This is a genomic window from Geobacillus sp. LYN3, from assembly GCF_003064505.1.
GTDB lineage: Bacteria > Bacillota > Bacilli > Bacillales > Anoxybacillaceae > Parageobacillus_B > Parageobacillus_B toebii.
This window is the reverse complement of sequence record NZ_QCWL01000001.1, coordinates 406,736-428,807: the sequence shown is the minus strand read 5'-3', so window position 1 is coordinate 428,807 and position 22,072 is coordinate 406,736. Positions and strand designations below refer to the sequence as shown.

Sequence of the window (22,072 nt, the reverse complement as noted above, 5' to 3'; positions counted from 1 at the left end):
TGTGATATATGTAATGAATTTCTATGTTACACTTAACACCAAGGTAGAAAAGGGGTTATTGTTATGCTCTTTGACACACATGCGCATTTAAATGCCGTTCAATATAATGATGATTTACAAGAAGTGATTGATCGCGCTCTTAGTGAAAGAGTTTCTCATATTGTCGTCGTCGGCTTTGACCGCCCTACGATTGCGCGGGCGATAGAGCTAGCGGAGCAATATGATTTTATTTATGCTTCCGTCGGTTGGCATCCCGTTGATGCAATCGATATGACAGATGAGGATTTAAACATGATTGAAGAGTTGACTGCCCATCCAAAAGTGGTGGCGTTAGGAGAAATGGGCTTAGATTATTATTGGGATAAATCACCAAAGGAAATACAACATGACGTATTTCGGCGGCAAATCGCTTTAGCGAAAAAGGTAAAACTGCCAATCATTATCCATAATCGGGAAGCAACAGCGGATGTATTGCAAATTTTAAAAGAGGAAAATGCCGCCGAAGTGGGTGGAATTATGCATTGTTTTACCGGGAGTGTAGAAGTAGCGAAGCAATGCATTGATATGAACTTCTTTATTTCCCTTGGCGGTCCGGTAACGTTTAAAAATGCGAAAAAGCCGAAGGAAGTAGCGGCGCAAATTCCGCTTGAGCATTTATTGATTGAAACAGATTGTCCGTATTTAACGCCTCACCCTTTCCGCGGAAAACGAAACGAACCAAGCTACGTCAAATATGTAGCGGAGGCGATCGCCGAGATTAAAGGTATTTCCTTTGAGGAAGTAGCAAAAGCGACGGCAGAGAATGCAAAAAGATTATTCGGCATCCATCGCTAAAATTATTTGTCAAATGGTAAGGAGACTTGTCTAATATGATCGAGGTAAAAAAAGTTCTACAAATTTAGAACATTACATAGTATAAACTGTCGACAAGTCTTCCTTCCCTTTTAACCGAATTTTCTGCATAATAGAGTGTGTTTACGCGTACATGTTAGAGGGAGAGGGGAATTTAGCGAGAGAAGGAGGCGTTTTGCATAATGTTACCCAATATGAAGAAGATTTCCGGTTCATTGAGGAAAAATTTCACTGTTACTGCTAGTAGTTTTATAGCTTTGTCAGCAACAACGGGATTTGCTGGGTACGAAATAGCCAAAGATGATGTGATACTAACGGCAAACGGAAAAAAACAAGAGATTCGTACTCATGCAAAAACGGTAAAAGAAGTATTACAGGAGCAAAATATTAAGCCAAGGAAAGAAGATCGCGTCTATCCATCGTTAGATACGCCGATTACAGATGATTTAAACATCGTTTGGGAAGCGAGCAAGAAAGTCACTTTGACAGTAGATGGAAAAAAACAAGAAATATGGACGACTGCAAAGAACGTTGCCGAGCTATTAAACTCACAACATATTAAAATCGAAAAGCACGACAAAATTGCCCCAGCACCAAATACAAAAATTAAAAAGGGAATGAAAGTCAACATAGAAAAGGCATTCCCAGTTCAATTAAATGTCGGCGGTAAACAGCAACAAGTGTGGGCAACTTCGACTACTGTCGCTGACTTTTTAAAACAACAAAATGTAAAATTAGATGAACTCGACCGTGTAGAGCCATCTTTACAGGACAAACTAAAAGAAAATATGGTCGTAAAAGTGATTAAAGTTGAAAAAGTCACCGATGTAGTGGAAGAACCAGTTGACTTTGCAGTCGTCACTAGACAAGATGCACAATTGCCAAAAGGAGAACAACGTATTATTAGCCCTGGAGAAAAAGGGCGAGTTTCGAAAAAGTATGAAGTAGTGCTCGAAAATGGAAAAGAAGTATCGCGGAAATTAATTGAGACAAAGATGATAAAAGAAAGTAAAAATCGGATTGTTGCTATCGGTACGAAAGTGGCTAAAAGCCGACCTGCTCATACGCAAAGCCGCTCTGTTCAGACCGTATCGCGCGGCCAAAAGCATGCAGCGCGAGAAATTTATGTTGTTGCTAGCGCCTATACTGCTTATTGTCAAGGATGTTCAGGAACAACGAGAATGGGAATTAACTTGCGTGCAAATCCTTCTGCAAAAGTAATCGCAGTGGATCCAAACGTTATTCCGCTTGGATCAAAAGTGTACGTAGAAGGATACGGATATGCTATAGCTGCTGATACAGGATCAGGTATTAATGGTTATGAAATTGACGTGTTTATTCCAAAGCAATCGGATGCACTTCGTTGGGGTAGAAAGCGTGTGAAGGTGAGAATTCTTCAATAAAGGAAAAGGATGCGGAGGGTTTTTTGCCCTCTGCTTTTTCGTTATAATGAAGAAAGATATTTTCCTACTCATTTAGACGAAAAAAATCGAAAAAAGTTTCGGTTATTTTAAAAAATAAATTAACATTTTTAGCAGCAAAAAACTCTTTCAACAATTATTTTACAGGAAAGGGGGCATCGCAGAAATAGGAAAAAAGACTTATTCCGTGTGGAATGAGTGAACGATTTCTGCGCAATAGTGATGAAGATTAAAGAAATTATTGTTGTGGAAGGAAAAGACGATACAGTGGCGATTCAGCGCGCCGTTGATGCAGATACCATTGAAACGAACGGGTCGGCAATTAGTGAAGAAACGATTGAACGAATTAAATTAGCAAAAGAAAAACGTGGCGTAATTATTTTTACGGACCCTGATTTTCCAGGTGAAAAAATTCGCAAAACGATTACAGAGCGTGTTCCAGGCTGCAAACATGCTTTTTTGCCAAGAAAAGCGGCTATTGCGAAAAATGGGAAAGGAATTGGCGTAGAACATGCGTCTGTGGAAGATATCCGTCAAGCGTTGAAAAACGTGTATGAGGAAACAACAGAGTGGAAGGAAGAGATTACGTTTGATGAACTCGTTGCTGCTGGTTTAATCGGTGGAGAATTAGCGAAAAAGCGGCGCCAACATTTAGGTGAAATTTTAAAAATAGGATATACAAACGGAAAGCAGCTTTATAAGCGATTGCAAGTATTTCAAATCTCTAAAGAAACATTTTATGCAGCATTAGAGCAAGTATTGCAGGAGGAAGCAAATGATGAATAAAGACATTGCCACACCGGGACGTACTCGGGAAATTTTAGAAAAGTACGGGTTTTCCTTCAAAAAAAGTTTAGGACAAAATTTTTTGATTGACACCAATATTTTGCGGAAAATTGTCGATTTTGCCGAGCTTTCGGACGAAACAGGAGCGATTGAAATCGGTCCTGGAATCGGTGCTTTAACGGAGCAGCTGGCACGCCGTGCGAAAAAGGTAGTCGCGTTTGAAATTGATCAGCGGCTTTTGCCGATTTTAGAGGATACATTATCACCGTATGGAAACATCCGTATTATCCATCAAGATGTTTTAAAAGCGGATATTCACCGCGTGATCTCCGAAGAATTTACCGGCATGACCGATATTATGGTAGTGGCAAATTTGCCGTACTACGTCACAACACCGATTATTATGAAGCTATTGACAGATCGCTTGCCGATTCGCGGCATGGTTGTTATGTTGCAAAAAGAAGTGGCGGACCGCCTAGCCGCAAAGCCGGGAACGAAAGATTACGGTTCGTTGTCGATTGCAATTCAATATTATACAGAAGCGGAGACGGTCATGACCGTCCCAAGAACGGTGTTTATCCCGCAGCCGAACGTGGATTCTGCTGTTATTCGGTTAATAAAGCGAAAGCAGCCGCCTGTTAAAGTGGAAGACGAAGCGTTTTTCTTTCAAGTGGTGCGGGCAAGCTTTGCGCAGCGCCGGAAAACGATTTTAAACAATTTAGTAAACAATTTGCCAAACGGAAAAGCGATGAAAGAGCAAATAGAGCGTGTCTTAACAGAGACAGACATTGACCCGCGCCGCCGCGGAGAAACGCTGACAATGGAGGAGTTTGCCGCGCTTAGCAATGCGTTGCGGCACGTTTTGTAAGTATGTAAGCACTTTTTTGGTTGGTTTGGGAAAGAAAAGACCTATGTCTATCACCTATTGTCGAGATGTGCATATGTTACTTAAGTAAACAATTTGTTTTAATGGAGTGAATGGTGATGGACGTTAAGGTCGGCGATATTGTTGCAAGAAAGTCGTATAACTGTGATTTATTGTTTCGTGTAATAGATGTGAAAGAAAAAGATGGGGAAAAAGAAGCGACTTTATATGGCGAAGATGTCAGACTGATCGCCGATGCCCCATGCAGTGATTTAGTCATTATTGGTGAACGGGAACAGCAGGAAAGAAAGAAAAAGGAAATAGAGCTTATAGAACAATCGTATAAACTATTCCGGCAAGATTACCATGTAATGAAGCAAAAAACAGAATACCGGGCGACGGGAGGATACCGAACGGAAAAAGATTTTTTTCAAATTCCGGGGCGCGTCCTTCATTTGGACGGTGACCCTTTATATTTGCGGAAGTGTTTAGATTTATATGAACGAATCGGAGTGCCGGTATACGGAATTTATTGTGATGAAAGCGAAATGTCTGAAAAAGTCGGTGAGCTTCTTGAACGATTCCGCCCTGATATTTTAGTGATTACCGGCCATGATTCTTATTCCAATTCAAAAGGAAAAGTAACGGATTTAAAGGCATATCGCCATTCAAAACATTTTGTACAAACAGTAAAAGAAGCACGTAAAAAAGTTCCTCATCTTGACCAGCTGATTATTTTTGCGGGGGCGTGTCAATCCCATTTTGAATCGCTTATTCGCGCCGGGGCCAATTTTGCCAGCTCCCCCGCACGCGTAAACATTCATGCGCTGGACCCAGTTTATGTCGTCTCGAGAATTAGTTTTACCCCTTTTATGGAAACGGTAGATGTTTGGGATGTACTTCGCAATACATTAACTGGAGAAAAAGGACTTGGAGGAGTAGAAACGAAAGGAGTATTGCGCACGGGAATGCCTTTTCGTTCCATTGGTGAAATGAGCGATTAACAGAGCCGCCATCAAAAAGGCGGTTTTCTTATTTTTTCTACAATTTATACATATTTTTCACATAAAAAACCATAATATACATAATAAAGAAGGATTTTGTAGAAAAATATGCATTGACAGTAACGAAAAAACACTGATATAATTTTAATTTTTTTGACTTTGAAAGAAAACTTTGTTATAATTATAAACAGTGAGGTGGATAGCGAATGGCAAAAACTTTATCCGATATTAAAAAAGCGTTGGATTCTAATATCGGCAGACGTTTGACATTGCGCGCAAACGGCGGGCGAAGAAAAACGATTGAACGATGCGGAATTTTAGCTGAAACGTATCCATCGGTATTTGTTATTGAACTCGACCAAAAAGAAAATGCGTTTGAACGGGTATCGTTTAGTTACGCTGATGTGTTAACAGAAACAGTACAATTGACGTTTTTAGATGACGATCAAGCGGGTAGGCAGTAGACATTTGTTTGCTGCTTTTTGTTTTGTCATAAATAGGTGAACATAAAGATATGCGTTTTTTTTCATACTAAAACTGTCGCGGTGGTTGAAAGGGGCTGTTGACATTGGGTCGACGTCGTGGAATTATGTCGCAACGCTTTAAAGAAGAGTTGGCGAAAGAATTAGGCTTTTATGATGTCGTTCAAAGAGAAGGATGGGGCGCGATCCGCGCGAAAGATGCTGGAAATATGGTGAAATTAGCGATTGAAAAAGCGGAACGACAGCTAGCCGAGAACATGAAATAGCGTAAACTTGTGTAAAGGCAAACAAAAACGACCGCGACAGCCGAAGCAGCATCGCTTCGGCTTTTGTTTGATATCGTTTGCCATAACTCAACAGATGAATATATTTTTCTTTTTGTTCAGGAACACACATCATTTATGCTAATATGGTAAATGGATCTTATGAGAAGTTTGAAGTCGTTAAAGTAGGTGGAACGTTTGAGGTTGTTAGTCAAAGCGCCAGCAAAAATCAACTTATCATTGGACGTGTTACATAAGCGGCCGGATGGGTATCATGAAGTGAAAATGGTCATGACAACGATTGATTTGGCAGATCGGATCGAATTAATTCCACAAATGGATGATACCATACAAATTATTTCAAAAAACCGATTCGTTCCCGATGACCACCGCAACTTGGCGTATCAGGCTGCAAAGTTATTGAAAGATACATTTGCGATTAAACAAGGCATAGCGATCTCTATTACAAAAAATATTCCAGTAGCGGCGGGGCTGGCGGGAGGAAGCAGCGACGCCGCCGCGACGCTCCGCGGTTTAAATAAGCTTTGGAATTTAGGCCTTACACTGGATGAGTTAGCAGAACTAGGAGCAAAAATCGGTTCTGACGTATCATTTTGCGTTTACGGTGGAACCGCGATTGCAACAGGACGGGGCGAAAAAATTACACCGATTCCTGCTCCACCGCCATGCTGGGTTATTTTGGCCAAACCATCGATCGGTGTTTCTACTGCTGAAGTGTATCGAAATTTAAAGGTTGATGAGATTCCACATCCGGATGTGGACGGAATGGTAGAGGCGATTTATCGCCAAGATTATGCAGCTATTTGTAAACTGGTTGGAAACGTATTAGAGGAAGTAACATTAAAAAAATATCCAGAAGTAGCGCATATTAAAGAGCAAATGAAGCGGTTTGGAGCAGACGCGGTATTGATGAGCGGCAGCGGGCCGACGGTGTTCGGGTTAGTCCAGCACGATTCAAGATTGCAGCGAATTTATAACGGACTCCGCGGTTTTTGTGATCAAGTGTTTGCTGTCCGTATATTAGGCGAACGCCATTCACTTGATTAAATACGTACATTTTTGGTATATTTACTTTAAAACATTCGGTTTTAGGAGGGCCTCTATGAAGTTAAGGCGCAGCGGCCGTTTAGTCGATATGACCCATTATCTTCTCGAACGGCCTCATCAGCTTATTCCGCTTACTTTTTTTGCAGATCGTTATGAATCGGCGAAGTCATCGATTAGTGAGGATTTAGCCATTATTAAACAAACGTTTGAACAGCAAGGAATCGGAACGATCAAAACATTGCCAGGCGCAGCGGGCGGAGTGCAATATATTCCGAAAATGTCGAAACAGGAAGCGGAAGAGATTGTTACATATTTATGTGAGCAACTATCACGCCCAGATCGGCTGTTGCCTGGCGGATATTTGTATATGACCGATATTCTTGGCGACCCTCGTATTGTGAACAAAATCGGCCGTCTATATGCGTCCATTTTTGCCGACCGGCCGGTGGATGTCGTCATGACGATTGCAACAAAAGGAATCCCGCTTGCTTATGCGGTAGCTCATTTTTTGTATGTTCCTGTCGTTATTGTACGCCATGACAATAAAGTGACAGAAGGGTCGATGGTCAGCATTAACTATGTTTCCGGTTCTTCTAAACGCATTCAAACGATGGTGCTAGCCAAGCGGAGTTTAGCCGAAGGAGCCAATGTGTTAATCATCGATGATTTTATGAAAGCCGGCGGAACGGTAAACGGCATGGTGAATTTATTAAATGAATTTAACGCCAAACTTTCCGGCATCGGTGTTCTTGTCGAATCGGAAGAAACGAAAGAGCGACTTGTTGATGAATATATTTCGCTCGTAAAATTATCTTCTGTCGATGTTAAAGAAAAACAAATTACCGTAAAAGCAGGAAATTATATCCATTTTATGGAATAGATAAACGAGAAAGGAGAGCAAACAAAATGAAAAAGGTAGAAACGAATAAAGCGCCGCAAGCGATCGGTCCGTATTCGCAAGGAATTATCGTCAATAACATGTTTTACAGCTCGGGGCAAATTCCGCTCACTCCTGAAGGAGAGATGGTACAAGGCGACATAAAAGCACAAACAAATCAAGTATTTCAAAACTTAAAAGCCGTTTTGGAAGCGGCTGGCGCATCGCTTGATACAGTAGTCAAAACGACGGTGTTTTTGAAAAACATGGATGACTTTGCGGCAATGAATGAAGTATATAGTGAATATTTCACTAACCATAAACCGGCGCGCTCGTGCGTGGAAGTGGCGAGACTGCCGAAAGACGCGCTTGTCGAAATTGAAGTAGTCGCGTTGATTCGATAAATTACATCATCTGCCTTTTCCCCTAAACAGTCAAGGATGCTGTACGTTGCGTACTAGCTAATTTATTATAAAAAATTTTCAAAAAAAGAAGGAAAAAGTGAAAACATGTGGAATAAAAATAATCAAGTCTGATATAGGGAAAAGGTGGTGAACATAATGGAAGTTACTGACGTAAGATTACGCCGCGTAAATACCGAAGGACGTATGAAAGCCATTGCCTCTATCACATTGGATAACGAATTCGTTGTCCACGATATCCGCGTCATCGATGGCAATAACGGATTGTTTGTCGCAATGCCAAGCAAGCGCACTCCAGATGGAGAATTTCGCGACATTGCACATCCGATTAACTCAGCCACACGTGGAAAAATTCAAGAGGCAATATTAGCTGAGTATCACCGTTTAGGTAAATTGGAAGAAGAACTTGAAGAAGCTGGTGCTTCATAAAAATATGGAAAAGAGTCTGTTCTAAATGAACAGGCTCTTTTTTTTGGAAAAATGAATGTTTCCTTGAAATACACTACTAATTGAGATATATTCAATTATGGATAAAAAGGTAATTGGAGGCCTATATATGGTAAAACGATATGCGGTCATATTGGCGGCTGGACAGGGGACAAGGATGAAGTCGAAGCAATATAAAGTATTGCACCCTGTTTGCGGCAAGCCAATGGTCCAGCATGTGGTGGACCAAGTTTTACAGCTGGGAATAGAAAAGCTTATTACGGTTGTTGGATTTGGAGCAGAACAAGTAAAGGCGCAGCTTGGCGACCAAAGCGAATATGCCTTTCAGAAAGAGCAATTAGGAACGGCGCACGCGGTTATGCAGGCAGCCCCTTATTTACAGGAAAAAGATGGAGTAACGCTCGTTGTATGCGGAGATACACCATTAATTACTGCTGAAACGATGCAAGCTTTGCTTGATCATCATCTTGCGACCAATGCAAAAGCAACGATTTTGACAGCAGTTGCAGATAACCCTGCCGGATATGGCCGCATTGTTCGCGATGCTCATGGAAATGTTGAGAAAATTGTCGAACATAAAGATGCAAGCGAACAAGAACGTGCCATCAAGGAAATTAACACAGGGACATATTGTTTCGATAACAAGTCTTTGTTTGAAGCGCTTACACATGTATCAAACAATAACGCACAAGGCGAATATTATTTAACTGATGTCATTGAAATTTTAAAATCAAATGGCAGTATCATTTCCGCGTACAAAGCCCCATCTTTTGAAGAAACGATCGGGGTAAACGACCGTGTTGCCCTCGCTGAAGCAGAAAAAATTATGCGCGAGCGGATTTGTCGCAAACATATGATGAACGGGGTAACAATTATTGATCCTGCTCATACGTATATATCGGCTGAGGTGCGAATCGGCCGTGACACTGTGATTTATCCGGGTACGGTCATTGAAGGAAAAACGGTAATCGGTGAAGATTGTACGATTGGACCAAACTCGGAAATTAAAGATTGTTGGATTGGAAACGGCACAACGATTCGTCATTCCGTTGCCCATGACAGCGAAATTGGGAACGATGTCACGATTGGACCGTTTGCCCATATTCGTCCATCGTCGAAAATCGATGATGAGGTCCGCATCGGAAATTTTGTCGAAGTGAAAAAATCAACATTTGGAAAAGGAAGCAAAGCATCGCATTTAAGCTATATCGGCGATGCGGAAGTCGGCGTCAACGTTAATCTTGGCTGTGGATCGATTACGGTAAACTATGATGGGAAAAATAAACATATAACGAAAATTGAAGATGGGGCGTTTATTGGCTGTAATGCCAATTTAATTGCTCCTGTGACGGTTGGAAAAGGGGCTTATGTTGCCGCCGGTTCTACGATTACGGATGATGTTCCAGAAAACGCGTTATCGATTGCCCGCGCGCGGCAGGTAAATAAAGAGAATTATGTGGATCGTCTTTCGATCAAGAAAAATTCTTAATGGAGGTTTATCAATGTCTGAGTGTCACCACAAACTAAAACTGTTTGCGTTAAATTCTAACATGAAATTGGCGGAAGAAATTGCGGAAGTTATGGGAATTGAATTGGGCAAATGCTCTGTCTCCCGTTTTAGCGATGGGGAAATCCAAATTAACATTGAAGAAAGCATCCGCGGCGATGATGTTTTCGTTGTTCAATCGACAAGCGTCCCGGTCAATGAGCATTTAATGGAATTATTAATCATGATTGATGCGTTAAAACGCGCTTCCGCAAAAACGATTAATATTGTGATGCCGTATTACGGGTATGCCCGTCAAGACCGAAAAGCACGCTCCCGCGAGCCGATTACAGCAAAATTAGTGGCAAATCTTTTAGAAACAGCAGGAGCTTCCCGCGTCATTACACTTGATTTGCACGCGCCGCAAATTCAAGGATTTTTCGATATTCCGATTGATCATTTAATGGGAGTTCCGATTTTAGCGGAATATTTTAAAAATAAAAATCTTGATGATGTTGTTGTCGTTTCTCCAGACCATGGAGGAGTAACGCGGACACGAAAACTTGCTGACCGTTTAAAAGCGCCGATCGCCATCATTGATAAGCGCCGGCCAAAGCCGAATGTGGCGGAAGTCATGAATATCGTTGGACAAGTTGAAGGGAAAACTGCTATTTTAATTGATGATATCATTGATACGGCCGGAACGATTACATTAGCTGCCAACGCACTGATCGAAAACGGAGCGAAAGAAGTGTACGCATGCTGTACGCATCCGGTTCTGTCCGGTCCGGCAATTGAGCGCATTCAAAATTCAAAAATTAAAGAACTTGTTGTAACGAATACAATTGCGTTGCCAGAAGAGAAGAAAATTGATAAAATTGTAGAGCTGTCAGTTGCACCGCTTATTGCGGAGGCAATTACACGCGTATATGAAATGAAATCTGTCAGTGTGTTATTTGATTAATGGAAAAGCATGTTTAGACCTTCTTGTTTTAGGATAAAGTATCAATTAGGTTCTAATTGATTCTAAAATTCTAATTCAGGAAGGTGAGGAAACATGGCTGTAGTACTAGAAGCAAAAGAACGCCCAGATAAAAAACATTCCACACTTCGACGCATTCGTTTACAAGGAAATATTCCTGGAATATTATATGGGAAAAATATTGACAATCAAATGATTTTTGTTAGTGGCGCAGCACTTGAAAAAACGATCCGCGAAGGTGGACGCCATAGCTTAATGACGCTGAAAATAGGCGAAAAAGATTATTCCGTCCTGTTGCGCGAGATCCAAAGAGATCCGCTGCGCGGCAATATTCTTCACGCTGATTTTCAAGCAGTAGACATGTCGACAGAAGTAGATATTGATGTTGATGTGCGCTTAATCGGCGAAGCTGCCGGAGAAAAAGACGGCGGCGTATTGCAACAAAATCTGCATCAATTAACGATCCGCGTATTGCCGGCGAATATTCCACCGTCGATTGATATTGACATTTCGCACCTTCAAATAGGCGATACGGTTACGGTGGGAGATATTGACACGGGCGGAAAATACGAAATTATCGATGATCCTTCTGAAGTGATTGCGACGATCTTGCCGCCACAACAGGAGGAAGAAATTCATAGCGGTGAACAGCAAGAACCTGGTCACCCTGATGCAGAAGAGGGAAGAGAAACGACTCCAGAGTCATAAATTCGGACGTAACCGTTTTCGGTTACGTCTTTTGTAGTATCTTCGCAAAGAAAGGAGACCGAGTATTGAAGCTATTTGTCGGGCTTGGAAATCCAGGAAAGGAATATGAACAAACGAGGCATAACGCTGGATTTATGGTAATTGATGAGCTTGCCAAGCGCTGGAATATTTCCTTTCAAACAACAAAATTTCATGGAATGATGGCCTCCACCGTCATTTTCGGAGAAAAAGTGGCATTATGTAAGCCGCTGACATATATGAATTTATCAGGGGAATGTGTTCGGCCGTTAATGGATTACTATCATATTGATGTCGATGATGTCATTGTCATATACGACGACCTTGACCTTCCCCCTGGGAAAATTCGCCTTCGCATGAAAGGAAGCTCCGGTGGACATAACGGCATTAAATCATTAATTCATCACCTAGGCACGCAAGAATTTAAACGAGTTCGCATCGGGATTGGGCGCCCGGCAAATGGGCAAAAGATAACCGATTATGTGTTGGGCCGCTTTACTAAAGAAGAAAGCGACGCGGTAATGGAGGCGATTTTACGCGCGGCGGATGCGTGTGAAAAAGCAGTGGTGACGCCATTTCTGCAAGTGATGAATGAATTTAACGCATGAATATTTTCCTCCTAATTGGTGCAAAATGAAGATATGGAATACGCCAATTAGGAGGTTTGTTGCAATGGCATTACATTATTATTGCCGGCATTGCGGAACAAAAATAGGGACGATTGATAGAGTCTCCATATATAGCGAACAATTAGGATTTCACCATTTGACAGAGGAAGAACGATTGGAGATGATTTCGTATCAACCGAATGGTGATATTCACGTAAAAACGATTTGTGAGGATTGTCAAGAGGCGCTGACGAGAAATCCGGAACTACATCAATATGAGAAATTTATACATTAGCAAGCTTTGGGCAACCAAAGCATTTTTGTATTTTTTTATCTTTCCTACACTAGAAAAACTTTGTCTATTTACGATCACTTTATTGAAAATGTCCGCATTTGCGCGCAAAATAGACGGATATAATAGATATAATAGCGGGAAATAAAAAACGGTTTACGTTTTTATTTTGTTGAGAGGAGGGAGAATAGGGGTGCTTTCGTTGCATCGCTATTTTGTTGAGAATCAAGATGTCCGTTCCATTATCGAAGGCGTGAAAGCTAGGTTGAAAGAACAGCTTGTTGTCGGGTTATCCGGCTCTGCCCGGTCTGTTTTCATTTCATCGTTATATAGAGAAACAGAAAGGCCGCTCTTAGTGATTGCACACAATTTGTTTCAAGCACAAAAAATATATGATGACCTTGTTCAACTGCTTGGGGCGGAAGAGGTATTTCTTTATCCAGTAAACGAAGTAATTGCCGCAGAAATGGCGATAGCCAGTCCAGAATTAAAGGCTCAGCGCTTAGAAGTGATGAATTATTGGCTGAAACATAACAAAGGTGTTGTCATTTGTCCTGTTGCCGGATTACGACGTCTACTTCCTCCTGTGTCATTATGGAGAGATCATATGTTGACATTGGAGGTTCATCATCATATAGATGTTGAACATTATAAGCAACGGTTCGTACAAATGGGATACAAGCGTGTTGCAACTGTGTCAACCCCTGGGGAGTTTAGCGTTCGCGGCGGTATTATTGATATTTATCCATTAACGGCAGAATTTCCATATCGGATTGAGCTATTTGATACAGAAATCGAATCGATTCGTACGTTTACCGCGGATGATCAGCGTTCCCGCGATGAAGTCCAACAAGTAACCATTGGACCTGCTGATGAAATGATTGTTTACGGGGAGATGCTGGAGCGGGGAATCGAACGAATTGAAGCAGGATTAGCGGAAAGCCTCAACAAATTAAAAGATGAGAAAGCCAAACAATTATTGCTAGAACATGTGTCGTCAGAGCTTGAGCAGTTAAAACAAGGGCAGGAAATTGAACAACAATATAAATATACGGCGCTCTTTTATAACGAGCCTGCTAGTTTGCTAGATTACATGCCGGAAAATGGAATATTGTTGATGGATGAAATGAGCAGATTACAAGAGATGGCAGAAAGTTTAGATAAAGAAGAAGCAGAATGGTATACAAGCTTACTTAGCGAGGGAAAAATCATCCATGATGTTCCAATTTCTCACTCTTTTTCTGAATTATTACAAAAACATCCAAAACAGCGGATTTATTTATCCATTTTTCTACGTCATGTTCCGCATACACATCCAGAAAACATTGTCAATATTTCGTGCAAGCAAATGCAAAACTTCCACGGACAAATGTCTTTGCTTAAGTCTGAGCTAGAGAGATGGAAAAAAGCAAATTATGCTGTTGTATTTTTAGCACCGAATGCGGAACGGATGAAAAAACTGCAATCGGTGTTTGAAGATTACGAAATCGATGTCGCCCCGCTAAGCGATGAAGCAATGCTGATGCACGGCAAATATCAAATGCTCGAGGGAGATTTAAATACAGGATTTGAGCTGCCGATGCAAAAGCTGGCTGTGATTACAGAAGAAGAATTGTTTAAAAAGCGGGCGAAAAGACCAATTCGCCGCCAAAAATTATCGAATGCGGAGCGGATTAAAAGTTATTCGGAGCTGCAAGTGGGCGATTACGTGGTTCATGTCAACCACGGTATCGGCAAATATTTGGGAATCGAAACATTAGAGATTAACGGTGTCCATAAAGATTATATCCATATTCAATATCAGGGCAGCGATACGTTATATGTGCCTGTGGATCAAATTGATCAAGTACAAAAATACGTTGGTTCAGAAGGAAAAGAGCCGAAAATTTATAAGTTAGGCGGGTCCGAATGGAAAAAAGTCAAAAAGAAAGTCGAGTCGTCCGTCCAAGATATTGCTGAAGATTTAATTAAGTTATATGCGGAACGCGAAGCAAGCAAAGGATACGCGTTTTCCCCGGATACAGAAATGCAGCGGGAATTTGAAGCAGCGTTTCCGTATCAGGAGACAGAAGATCAGCTGCGTTCGATTGAGGAAATTAAACGCGACATGGAGAGCGACAAGCCGATGGACCGTCTTCTTTGCGGCGACGTTGGCTACGGAAAGACGGAAGTTGCGCTGCGGGCAGCGTTTAAAGCGATTATGGACGGGAAACAAGTCGCGTTTCTTGTACCGACGACGATTTTAGCACAGCAGCATTACGAAACAGTTCGGGAGCGGTTTCAAGGATTTCCGATTAACGTTGGACTTTTAAATCGATTCCGTACGAGAAAACAGCAGGCGGAAACGATCAAAGGGCTGAAAGACGGAACGATTGATATGGTCATCGGCACGCACCGCCTATTATCGAAAGATGTGCAGTTTAAAGATTTAGGGCTTCTCATTATTGACGAAGAGCAGCGGTTTGGCGTCACCCATAAAGAAAAAATCAAGCAGCTAAAGGCAAATATCGATGTGTTGACATTAACGGCAACGCCAATTCCAAGAACGTTGCATATGTCCATGATCGGAGTGCGTGACCTGTCCATTATTGAAACGCCGCCAGAAAATCGTTTTCCGGTGCAAACGTATGTGATGGAATATACCCCTGAACTTATACGAGAGGCTATTGAACGAGAGCTGGCAAGAGATGGCCAAGTCTTTTTCTTATACAATCGTATTGAAGATATTGATGCCAAAGCGGAAGAAATTTCACAGCTCGTACCGGAAGCGCGTGTTACTTATGCGCACGGGCGAATGACAGAAAATGAGTTGGAGTCCACGATGTTGGCGTTTTTAGAAGGCCAGTATGACGTGCTTGTCACAACAACGATTATTGAGACAGGTGTTGACATTCCAAATGTGAACACATTAATTGTCTATGATGCAGATCGCATGGGATTATCGCAATTGTATCAGCTGCGCGGTCGCGTCGGACGTTCTAATCGCGTTGCTTATGCGTATTTTACGTATCGGAAAGATAAAGTGCTCAATGAGGATGCTGAGAAACGTTTACAAGCAATCAAAGAATTTACCGAGCTTGGCTCAGGGTTTAAAATTGCGATGCGTGACTTATCGATTCGCGGCGCTGGGAATATATTAGGCGCGCAACAACATGGATTCATTGATTCTGTCGGCTTTGATTTATATTCACAAATGTTAAAAGAAGCAATCGAAAAACGAAAAGGAATCAAACAGGAAGAAGCAAAACCTGAAGTAACGATTGATTTAGAAGTCGACGCTTATATTCCAGATACGTATATTTCTGACGGGTTACAAAAAATTGATATGTACAAGCGTTTTAAAGCGGTGGAAACGATGGAAGACGTGGAAGCATTGCGGGATGAAATGCTTGACCGCTTTGGTGAGTACCCGGATGAAGTCGCTTATTTATTCCAAATTGCGGAAATTAAAGTATATGCGAAACAAATAGGAGTAGAATCGATTAAACAACAGAAACAGCAAATTGAAATTTTATTTGATGAGAACGCATCAAAAGATGTGGAAATTCAGCGTTTATCGAAAATCGGCGGGCAATACGGTCGCTTATTCGGTTTTGGAATGGAAGGTTCCAAATTAAAAATTGTTTTATACATTAAAGAATTGAAGCCACAAGAATGGTTAATGATTTTATATGAAACGTTAAAAGAGCTTTCGGGCGTAAAAGGTGAAAAATCGATTATTGCATAAGTTTATGCTTCTAAAAGATGGTCGATAATGAATGATGGGTAATTTTATCTAAAATTGAAAAAATCACTTTCATCACGTATATAACTGGGATTATGAAGGATACTAATCACAGCAATGGTGAATTCTCCATAACAAGGATTCATCCGTGTATTCTTCAAATCCTAGGTGAAAGTGAGGGCATCTGTAGATGAAAGCAACTGGTATTGTTCGCCGAATTGATGATTTAGGAAGGGTTGTCATTCCGAAAGAAATTCGAAGAACGTTGCGTATCCGAGAAGGGGACCCGCTTGAAATATTTGTTGACCGTGACGGAGAAGTTATTTTAAAAAAATATTCGCCAATTAGTGAATTAGGTGATTTTGCAAAAGAATATGCAGAGGCGTTGTTTGACAGTTTAGGACAGCCTGTGTTGATTTGCGACCGAGATGTTTTTATTGCAGTAGCGGGTGTTTCGAAAAAAGAATATTTGAACAAAAATGTCGGTCCATTAGTGGAAAAAGCGATGGAAGAACGAAATTCTGTCCTTCACACAGAAGAAGGAGAGACCGAACTCGTTGACGGAGTTTCTGAAATGTTAAAATCGTATACAATTGGACCGATTGTAGCAAACGGAGATCCGATTGGCGCCGTTGTCATTTTATCAAAAGATAAAGTGCTTGGTGAAGTAGAACATAAAGCAGTCGAAACAGCTGCTAGCTTCTTGGCTCGACAAATGGAGCAATAGTAGACAATAAAAAACATGAATAAAAAGGCAGCCTGCTATGCTGCCTTTTTCTTTTGCGTTATAATAGCAAACGTTATAAGTTTGACGTGTGGAATACTGCAATTACTAGAAACCATCGATAAGACTTGTGGGGAGAATCCAACATGCGGAAGGAGAAACGCGATGAGATCGCCGGAAGAGAGAATATGGAGGGGGGGCGGCCGTCTTAGCCATTGCCGCCTTTGTGACGAAGATATTGAGCGCTTTTTATCGCATTCCGTATCAAAATATTGTTGGTGATGTCGGTTTTTATATTTATCAACAAGTTTATCCGATTTACGGCATTGTCATGTCGTTAGCGTTATATGGCTATCCTATTGTCATTTCAAAGTTAGTGGCAGAGCGTGCAGCAGAACATGACGAAAAAGGTGTTATTTCTGTTTTGCAAGTTTCGCTTTTGTTTTTATGTTCGCTCGGCTTGCTTATTTTTTCTATTCTCTATATAGGAGCGAAACAAATCGCGATATGGATGGGAGATGGGGAACTTGCTCCGCTTGTTCGCCTCCTTTCTTTTTCGTTTTTACTATTTCCGTTTATCGCTTTGTTGCGCGGTTATTTTCAAGGTAATCACAATATGATTCCAACCGCTGTTTCTCAAGTTGGAGAACAGTTTGTACGTGTAACAACGATTATTTTCTTGTCGTATTGGTTTATCAAAAGCGGACGCAACGCATATGAAGCTGGAGCAGCCGCAATGTTTGGTGCATTTGCCGGGGGATTGACTGCACTTCTTTTATTGACAGCGTATTGGATGAGGAGAAAAAATAGAGGGAAAATACATATAGCAGTGAAAAGCGCGGATACAAAGCGCATTGTTTCTTATTTGTTCATCGAAGGGTTTATTATTTGTGTTACAAACATGTTATTAACGCTCATTCAACTGGTGGACTCTTTTTCCCTATTATCATTGCTTGTTGAACGTGGCAAGGAAAGTCTCGAACAAGCGAAAATATGGAAGGGAATTTACGATCGTGGGCAACCTTTGATCCAGCTTGGCACCGTGGTTGCGACTTCCTTTTCGCTGACGCTTGTTCCGCTCATTTCCGGAGCGAGAAAACGCAATGACGAACCATTTATTTATGAAAAGACGGATTTGTCATTACGCATCGCCACTGTCATCGGATTAGGAGCTGCATTAGGATTGATGTGTCTGATACGTCCTGTGAACGTGATGTTATTTGAAAATGATCTTGGTTCACTTCCGCTGGCAATTTTGGCTGCCTCGATTTTCTTTACGACATTAGCGCTTACGCTTTCGGCGTTATTGCAAGGAATGGGGTATGAATGGATTGCAGTAGCGGGAGTATGTGTAGCGGTAGCAGGAAAAACTGCATGCAATTGGCTATTAATACCTTTATTTGGAACAACCGGTGCAGCTGCTGCTACAACGTTGTCTTATGCCGCAATGGCATGCTTTTTATATGTCATGTTGCAACGAAAGTTACATATTCGCTTTCCAAAGAAAACGTATTTATATCCTGTTATGAAATCAGCGATAGCGATGGTCGTTGTTTTGCAGTTGTACACAATGCTTGCGGAAAGGTGGATCGACAGCCGCTTGTTCGCAACTGGTGAAGCGCTAGTCGGAGTGCTGCTTGGAGGCGCTACGTATATTATAATGGTCATAAAAGGAAATGTATTCTCACAACAAGAATTATCATTTTTCCCATTTGGAAACAAACTACGTTTATTATTAGAAACAGGTGATGGACGATGAATGCGATTTATATTTTCGGTTTAGGCGCTGGTGATATTGAGCAGCTGCCGTTAGGTGTATATCGAAAGTTAAAGACGGCTTCTCCGCTTTTTTTCCGCACAAAGGAACATCCGGTGGTCGCTGCGTTAGAGGACGAGGGAGTTTCGTTTACATCCTTTGACTCCATTTACGAAAAACATGAACAATTTGAAGACGTATATGAGGAAATAACAGCCATTTTATTGGAACAAGTAAAAGAACGTGATATATTTTATGCCGTTCCTGGCCATCCGCTTGTGGCAGAAAAGACCGTGCAGCTTTTATTAGAAGCGGAGCGGCGAAAGGAATGCCGCGTCGTCATCGAGGGAGGTCAAAGCTTTTTAGATGCTTTGTTTACAACGTTAAAAATTGATCCGATCGAAGGGTTTCAGCTCATTGACGCCACATCGTTTCAAGGAGATGAATGGCAATTAACAAAGCATACGATTTTTTGCCAAGTATATGATTCGTTTATTGCCTCTGAGGTGAAATTGACATTAATGGAGCAGCTTCCTGATGATTATCCTGTCTATATCGTAACAGCGGCGGGAAGCAAGGAAGAGAAAGTAACCAAAATTCCATTATACGAGCTGGACCGCTCTGCGACATTGAACAATTTAACGAGCGTATATGTCCCGCCTGTTCGCGAGGAGAAATTGCTTTATCACCGTTTTGAAACGTTGCGGCGCGTCATTGCGACATTAAGAGGGCCGAACGGCTGCCCGTGGGATCGCAAGCAAACACATGAATCGCTCAAACGATATTTGCTTGAAGAAACATATGAACTGTTTGAAGCGATCGATGAAAATGATGATGAACATATGATTGAGGAACTTGGCGATGTGCTCTTGCAAGTCATGCTTCATGCGCAAATTGGTGAAGATGAAGGAATGTTTTCCATTGATGACGTCATTCGCGGGATTACAGAAAAAATGATTCGTCGCCATCCACATGTATTTGGTGACATTATCGTTGAAAATGCAGAACAGGTTGTAGAAAATTGGCAACGAATTAAAGAAAAAGAAAAGAAAGACCGCTCTAATTCCTTGCTTGATGACGTTCCGAAAAGCTTGCCAAATATTTTAAAAGCGTATGAATTCCAAAAAAAGGCGGCAAAAGTAGGGTTCGATTGGGATGATGTCAAACCGATGTGGGAAAAAGTAGAAGAAGAAATTGCCGAATTTAAGCGAGAGACGTTGGCGGAACGAAATACCCGTTCTCGTCTCATTAGCGAATTTGGCGATATTTTATTTGCGCTTATCAATATTGCCCGTTATTACGACATCAACCCAGAGGAAGCGTTGCACTCAACAAACAAAAAATTTTATCAGCGCTTTTCTTATATAGAAGAGCAGGCGCAAAAGCACGGCGTAGCGCTTACATCGTTGTCGCTTGCAGAGTTAGACCGTTTTTGGGAAGAGGCAAAAGAAAAAGGATGGTAAAGGGGAGAGACGTATATGCGTTTAGATAAATTTTTAAAAGTTTCCCGTCTTATTAAACGCCGCACGTTAGCGAAAGAAGTAGCGGATCAAGGGCGTATTATGATTAACGGCGCCGTTGCAAAAGCAAGCTCTACAGTGAAAGTTGGCGATGAACTAACGATTCAATTTGGACAGAAGAAGCTAACGGTGAAAGTGACTGATTTGAAGGAAACGACAAAAAAAGAGGAAGCAGCTAGTTTGTATGAAGTGATTCGAGAAGAACAGATCGATGCCACGACGAAAGAGTAATGGATAGCTTCAATTTATACGGATAGGCTTGTTCTAAAATTTCCCCTGCATTCATACATATGGTACAAACACGGATAGGAAATAGACTCTCATTTGACTCGATTTCAATATGAATGCGGGGGATGAACATGAGCCAACATTATGATTTTGGAGGCAATACGAATAAAGGTCCTGTCCAAGAGCATGACGTCATTATGCGGGGGAGAAGACTCCTTGATATTACGGGAGTCAAGCAAGTGGAAAGTTTTGATAATGAGGAATTTTTGCTTGAAACGGTGATGGGGTTTTTATCGATTCGCGGACAAAATTTGCAAATGAAAAACTTAGACGTGGATAAAGGGGTCGTTTCGATTAAAGGGAGAATTTTTGACCTTGTTTATTTAGATGACCATCAGGAGAAGGCTAAAGGATTCTTTAGCAAGTTGTTCAAATGAGTTTAACGACGCAGCTGGCGACAATGCTGGCGATGATCGGAATGGGCAGCTGGCTTGGCGCCGCGCTCGATACGTATAACCGCTTTTTAAAACGACAGGACCGCGCCCATTGGATCGTTTTTATTAATGATATTTTATTTTGGATTGTTCAAGGTTTGATTATTTTTTACGTTTTACTGCTCGTCAATGAAGGCGAGCTGCGCTTTTATATTTTTCTAGCGATTTTATGTGGATATGCTGCTTATCAAAGTTTGTTTCGTATGATATATTTAAAAGTGCTTGAATGGACGATTTGGTTTGCGGTGCGGTTATACCGCTTTTTTGTTCAGTTGTGCTATTATTCCATCGTTCGCCCGATTCAATTGCTTTTTCAAATATTATTGGCACTTTCGTTTTTTGTATGGAAATTGTTTTCCTCTTTCCTTCATATTTTGTATCAATGTGTAAAGATATTATTTGCTCCGGTTCGCTGGATTGGCTTTATGATTTGGAGAGGAATTCCAAAACATTGGAAACAGCCGCTAGAAAAAATTTTCAGCTATTTAGCAGGAATTATTCGCCAAGTGAAGAATATGAAAGATAGTTTCATAAAACGGCGAAAGTAAGGGTGGAGGTGTGAAAACAGTGAGCGTACCGCATAAAACAAATGTAACAAAGTTACAATCTTCATACATATCAGTTCAGGAAGAAAAGAGGGAGAAAGCGTCGAGAAGACGACGAATCGCCGTCGTTCGTTTTACGTTTTTTAGCGTTGTATTAGCAGCGTTATCTTCGATATTTCTTTACACCCTCCACTCTCAATCAAAGGACATTGAAGCGAAATTAGCAGATAAAAAGCAGCTTGAGCAGCAGCTAGACAAGCTCGAGAAACAGCAAAAACACCTGAAAGAGGAAATTAAAAAATTGCATGATGATGAATATATCGCTGAGTTAGCAAGAAAAAAATATTATTTATCGAAGGATGGGGAGATTATTTTTGTCGTCCCCGAAAAATAATCTTTTGTCCTGTGATGTTCGATAAATTCAGGCACCAGCTCTGAGGAGTAAAAATTCTTCGAGATAAATTGAACTTCTAGCCCCCAAATTTTGATAAATATGCGAT

The 22,072-nt window shown here is 41.2% G+C and carries 23 protein-coding genes and 1 pseudogene; all 24 read left to right on the top strand.

The window, feature by feature from the left end; genetic code table 11:
- Positions 1-63 precede the first annotated feature (63 nt).
- The 24 genes and pseudogenes from DCC82_RS02250 to DCC82_RS02135 all read left to right on the top strand — a co-directional run bounded on the left by DCC82_RS02250 (position 64) and on the right by DCC82_RS02135 (position 21,966).
- A complete protein-coding gene (locus DCC82_RS02250) occupies positions 64-834 on the top strand; it encodes a TatD family hydrolase (RefSeq protein WP_012748813.1) in 771 nt (256 codons plus the stop codon).
- Between the two features lie 200 nt (positions 835-1,034).
- The gene (locus DCC82_RS02245; protein ID WP_012748814.1) at positions 1,035-2,255 is read left to right on the top strand and encodes a G5 and 3D domain-containing protein; all 1,221 of its coding nucleotides are present in this window, start codon (positions 1,035-1,037) and stop codon (positions 2,253-2,255) included.
- 240 nt (positions 2,256-2,495) lie between these two features.
- Positions 2,496-3,059 (top strand): ribonuclease M5, encoded by a 564-nt coding sequence (gene rnmV, locus DCC82_RS02240; protein ID WP_012748815.1) that lies wholly within the window; start codon positions 2,496-2,498, stop codon positions 3,057-3,059.
- Positions 3,052-3,927: a 16S rRNA (adenine(1518)-N(6)/adenine(1519)-N(6))-dimethyltransferase RsmA gene (rsmA, locus tag DCC82_RS02235; protein WP_089097451.1), complete on the top strand. Its 876-nt coding sequence runs from the start codon at positions 3,052-3,054 to the stop codon at positions 3,925-3,927. The genes rnmV and rsmA overlap by 8 nt, the downstream gene beginning before the upstream one ends.
- 116 nt (positions 3,928-4,043) lie before the next feature.
- Entirely contained in the window at positions 4,044-4,928 is an 885-nt protein-coding gene (gene yabG / locus DCC82_RS02230; RefSeq protein WP_097353950.1) for a sporulation peptidase YabG, read from the top strand.
- Positions 4,929-5,134: 206 nt separating this feature from the next.
- Complete coding sequence (gene veg / locus DCC82_RS02225; RefSeq protein ID WP_012748818.1) at positions 5,135-5,392, top strand: biofilm formation stimulator Veg; 258 nt, start codon at positions 5,135-5,137, stop codon at positions 5,390-5,392.
- Positions 5,393-5,496: 104 nt separating this feature from the next.
- Complete coding sequence (locus DCC82_RS02220) at positions 5,497-5,676, top strand: small, acid-soluble spore protein, alpha/beta type (RefSeq protein WP_041269542.1); 180 nt, start codon at positions 5,497-5,499, stop codon at positions 5,674-5,676.
- Positions 5,677-5,871: 195 nt separating this feature from the next.
- Positions 5,872-6,741: a 4-(cytidine 5'-diphospho)-2-C-methyl-D-erythritol kinase gene (gene ispE / locus DCC82_RS02215; protein WP_012748820.1), complete on the top strand. Its 870-nt coding sequence runs from the start codon at positions 5,872-5,874 to the stop codon at positions 6,739-6,741.
- 55 nt (positions 6,742-6,796) lie between these two features.
- Complete coding sequence (purR, locus tag DCC82_RS02210; protein WP_012748821.1) at positions 6,797-7,621, top strand: pur operon repressor; 825 nt, start codon at positions 6,797-6,799, stop codon at positions 7,619-7,621.
- A gap of 26 nt (positions 7,622-7,647) precedes the next feature.
- Positions 7,648-8,022 carry a RidA family protein gene (locus tag DCC82_RS02205; RefSeq protein WP_012748822.1) on the top strand — a complete coding sequence of 125 codons (375 nt, stop codon included), beginning with the start codon at positions 7,648-7,650 and terminating at the stop codon, positions 8,020-8,022.
- Positions 8,023-8,178: 156 nt separating this feature from the next.
- Entirely contained in the window at positions 8,179-8,469 is a 291-nt protein-coding gene (spoVG, locus tag DCC82_RS02200; protein ID WP_003247437.1) for a septation regulator SpoVG, read from the top strand.
- A gap of 127 nt (positions 8,470-8,596) precedes the next feature.
- Positions 8,597-9,976: a bifunctional UDP-N-acetylglucosamine diphosphorylase/glucosamine-1-phosphate N-acetyltransferase GlmU gene (gene glmU, locus DCC82_RS02195; protein ID WP_062677414.1), complete on the top strand. Its 1,380-nt coding sequence runs from the start codon at positions 8,597-8,599 to the stop codon at positions 9,974-9,976.
- A 13-nt stretch (positions 9,977-9,989) separates the two neighbouring features.
- Complete coding sequence (locus DCC82_RS02190; RefSeq protein ID WP_012748824.1) at positions 9,990-10,937, top strand: ribose-phosphate diphosphokinase; 948 nt, start codon at positions 9,990-9,992, stop codon at positions 10,935-10,937.
- Between the two features lie 93 nt (positions 10,938-11,030).
- Entirely contained in the window at positions 11,031-11,663 is a 633-nt protein-coding gene (locus tag DCC82_RS02185) for a 50S ribosomal protein L25/general stress protein Ctc (RefSeq protein WP_097353949.1), read from the top strand.
- A gap of 65 nt (positions 11,664-11,728) precedes the next feature.
- Positions 11,729-12,289 (top strand): aminoacyl-tRNA hydrolase, encoded by a 561-nt coding sequence (pth, locus tag DCC82_RS02180; protein ID WP_012748826.1) that lies wholly within the window; start codon positions 11,729-11,731, stop codon positions 12,287-12,289.
- Between the two features lie 64 nt (positions 12,290-12,353).
- Positions 12,354-12,584 carry an anti-sigma-F factor Fin gene (gene fin / locus DCC82_RS02175; RefSeq protein ID WP_012748827.1) on the top strand — a complete coding sequence of 77 codons (231 nt, stop codon included), beginning with the start codon at positions 12,354-12,356 and terminating at the stop codon, positions 12,582-12,584.
- 190 nt (positions 12,585-12,774) lie between these two features.
- Positions 12,775-16,308 carry a transcription-repair coupling factor gene (gene mfd, locus DCC82_RS02170; RefSeq protein WP_062677411.1) on the top strand — a complete coding sequence of 1,178 codons (3,534 nt, stop codon included), beginning with the start codon at positions 12,775-12,777 and terminating at the stop codon, positions 16,306-16,308.
- Between the two features lie 187 nt (positions 16,309-16,495).
- Complete coding sequence (gene spoVT, locus DCC82_RS02165) at positions 16,496-17,032, top strand: stage V sporulation protein T (protein WP_012748829.1); 537 nt, start codon at positions 16,496-16,498, stop codon at positions 17,030-17,032.
- A gap of 162 nt (positions 17,033-17,194) precedes the next feature.
- Positions 17,195-18,788, top strand: a pseudogene (locus tag DCC82_RS02160) (putative polysaccharide biosynthesis protein).
- Positions 18,785-20,248 (top strand): bifunctional methyltransferase/pyrophosphohydrolase YabN, encoded by a 1,464-nt coding sequence (gene yabN, locus DCC82_RS02155; RefSeq protein WP_097353948.1) that lies wholly within the window; start codon positions 18,785-18,787, stop codon positions 20,246-20,248. The pseudogene DCC82_RS02160 and the gene yabN overlap by 4 nt, the downstream one beginning before the upstream one ends.
- Before the next feature lie 15 nt (positions 20,249-20,263).
- Positions 20,264-20,536 carry an RNA-binding S4 domain-containing protein gene (locus DCC82_RS02150; RefSeq protein ID WP_097353947.1) on the top strand — a complete coding sequence of 91 codons (273 nt, stop codon included), beginning with the start codon at positions 20,264-20,266 and terminating at the stop codon, positions 20,534-20,536.
- A gap of 128 nt (positions 20,537-20,664) precedes the next feature.
- On the top strand, positions 20,665-20,970 hold the full coding sequence (gene yabP, locus DCC82_RS02145; protein ID WP_003247459.1) for a sporulation protein YabP: 306 nt from the start codon (positions 20,665-20,667) through the stop codon (positions 20,968-20,970).
- Entirely contained in the window at positions 20,967-21,575 is a 609-nt protein-coding gene (gene yabQ, locus DCC82_RS02140) for a spore cortex biosynthesis protein YabQ (protein WP_012748833.1), read from the top strand. Before yabP ends, yabQ begins: the two co-directional genes overlap by 4 nt.
- A gap of 19 nt (positions 21,576-21,594) precedes the next feature.
- Positions 21,595-21,966 carry an FtsB family cell division protein gene (locus DCC82_RS02135; protein ID WP_012748834.1) on the top strand — a complete coding sequence of 124 codons (372 nt, stop codon included), beginning with the start codon at positions 21,595-21,597 and terminating at the stop codon, positions 21,964-21,966.
- Positions 21,967-22,072 lie beyond the last annotated feature (106 nt).

Bases quoted from the DNA above. Each gene is read 5' to 3' on its own strand.
- rsmA (WP_089097451.1), top strand. From the start codon at position 3,052: ATGAATAAAGACATTGCCACACCGGGACGTACTCGGGAAATTTTAGAA.
- fin (WP_012748827.1), top strand. From the start codon at position 12,354: ATGGCATTACATTATTATTGCCGGCATTGCGGAACAAAAATAGGGACG.
- yabP (WP_003247459.1), top strand. From the start codon at position 20,665: ATGAGCCAACATTATGATTTTGGAGGCAATACGAATAAAGGTCCTGTC.
- yabN (WP_097353948.1), top strand. From the start codon at position 18,785: ATGAATGCGATTTATATTTTCGGTTTAGGCGCTGGTGATATTGAGCAG.
- purR (WP_012748821.1), top strand. From the start codon at position 6,797: ATGAAGTTAAGGCGCAGCGGCCGTTTAGTCGATATGACCCATTATCTT.
- glmU (WP_062677414.1), top strand. From the start codon at position 8,597: ATGGTAAAACGATATGCGGTCATATTGGCGGCTGGACAGGGGACAAGG.
- yabG (WP_097353950.1), top strand. From the start codon at position 4,044: ATGGACGTTAAGGTCGGCGATATTGTTGCAAGAAAGTCGTATAACTGT.
- rnmV (WP_012748815.1), top strand. From the start codon at position 2,496: ATGAAGATTAAAGAAATTATTGTTGTGGAAGGAAAAGACGATACAGTG.
- DCC82_RS02205 (WP_012748822.1), top strand. From the start codon at position 7,648: ATGAAAAAGGTAGAAACGAATAAAGCGCCGCAAGCGATCGGTCCGTAT.
- DCC82_RS02150 (WP_097353947.1), top strand. From the start codon at position 20,264: ATGCGTTTAGATAAATTTTTAAAAGTTTCCCGTCTTATTAAACGCCGC.
- spoVG (WP_003247437.1), top strand. From the start codon at position 8,179: ATGGAAGTTACTGACGTAAGATTACGCCGCGTAAATACCGAAGGACGT.
- DCC82_RS02185 (WP_097353949.1), top strand. From the start codon at position 11,031: ATGGCTGTAGTACTAGAAGCAAAAGAACGCCCAGATAAAAAACATTCC.
- DCC82_RS02245 (WP_012748814.1), top strand. From the start codon at position 1,035: ATGTTACCCAATATGAAGAAGATTTCCGGTTCATTGAGGAAAAATTTC.
- veg (WP_012748818.1), top strand. From the start codon at position 5,135: ATGGCAAAAACTTTATCCGATATTAAAAAAGCGTTGGATTCTAATATC.
- yabQ (WP_012748833.1), top strand. From the start codon at position 20,967: ATGAGTTTAACGACGCAGCTGGCGACAATGCTGGCGATGATCGGAATG.
- DCC82_RS02250 (WP_012748813.1), top strand. From the start codon at position 64: ATGCTCTTTGACACACATGCGCATTTAAATGCCGTTCAATATAATGAT.
- DCC82_RS02190 (WP_012748824.1), top strand. From the start codon at position 9,990: ATGTCTGAGTGTCACCACAAACTAAAACTGTTTGCGTTAAATTCTAAC.
- spoVT (WP_012748829.1), top strand. From the start codon at position 16,496: ATGAAAGCAACTGGTATTGTTCGCCGAATTGATGATTTAGGAAGGGTT.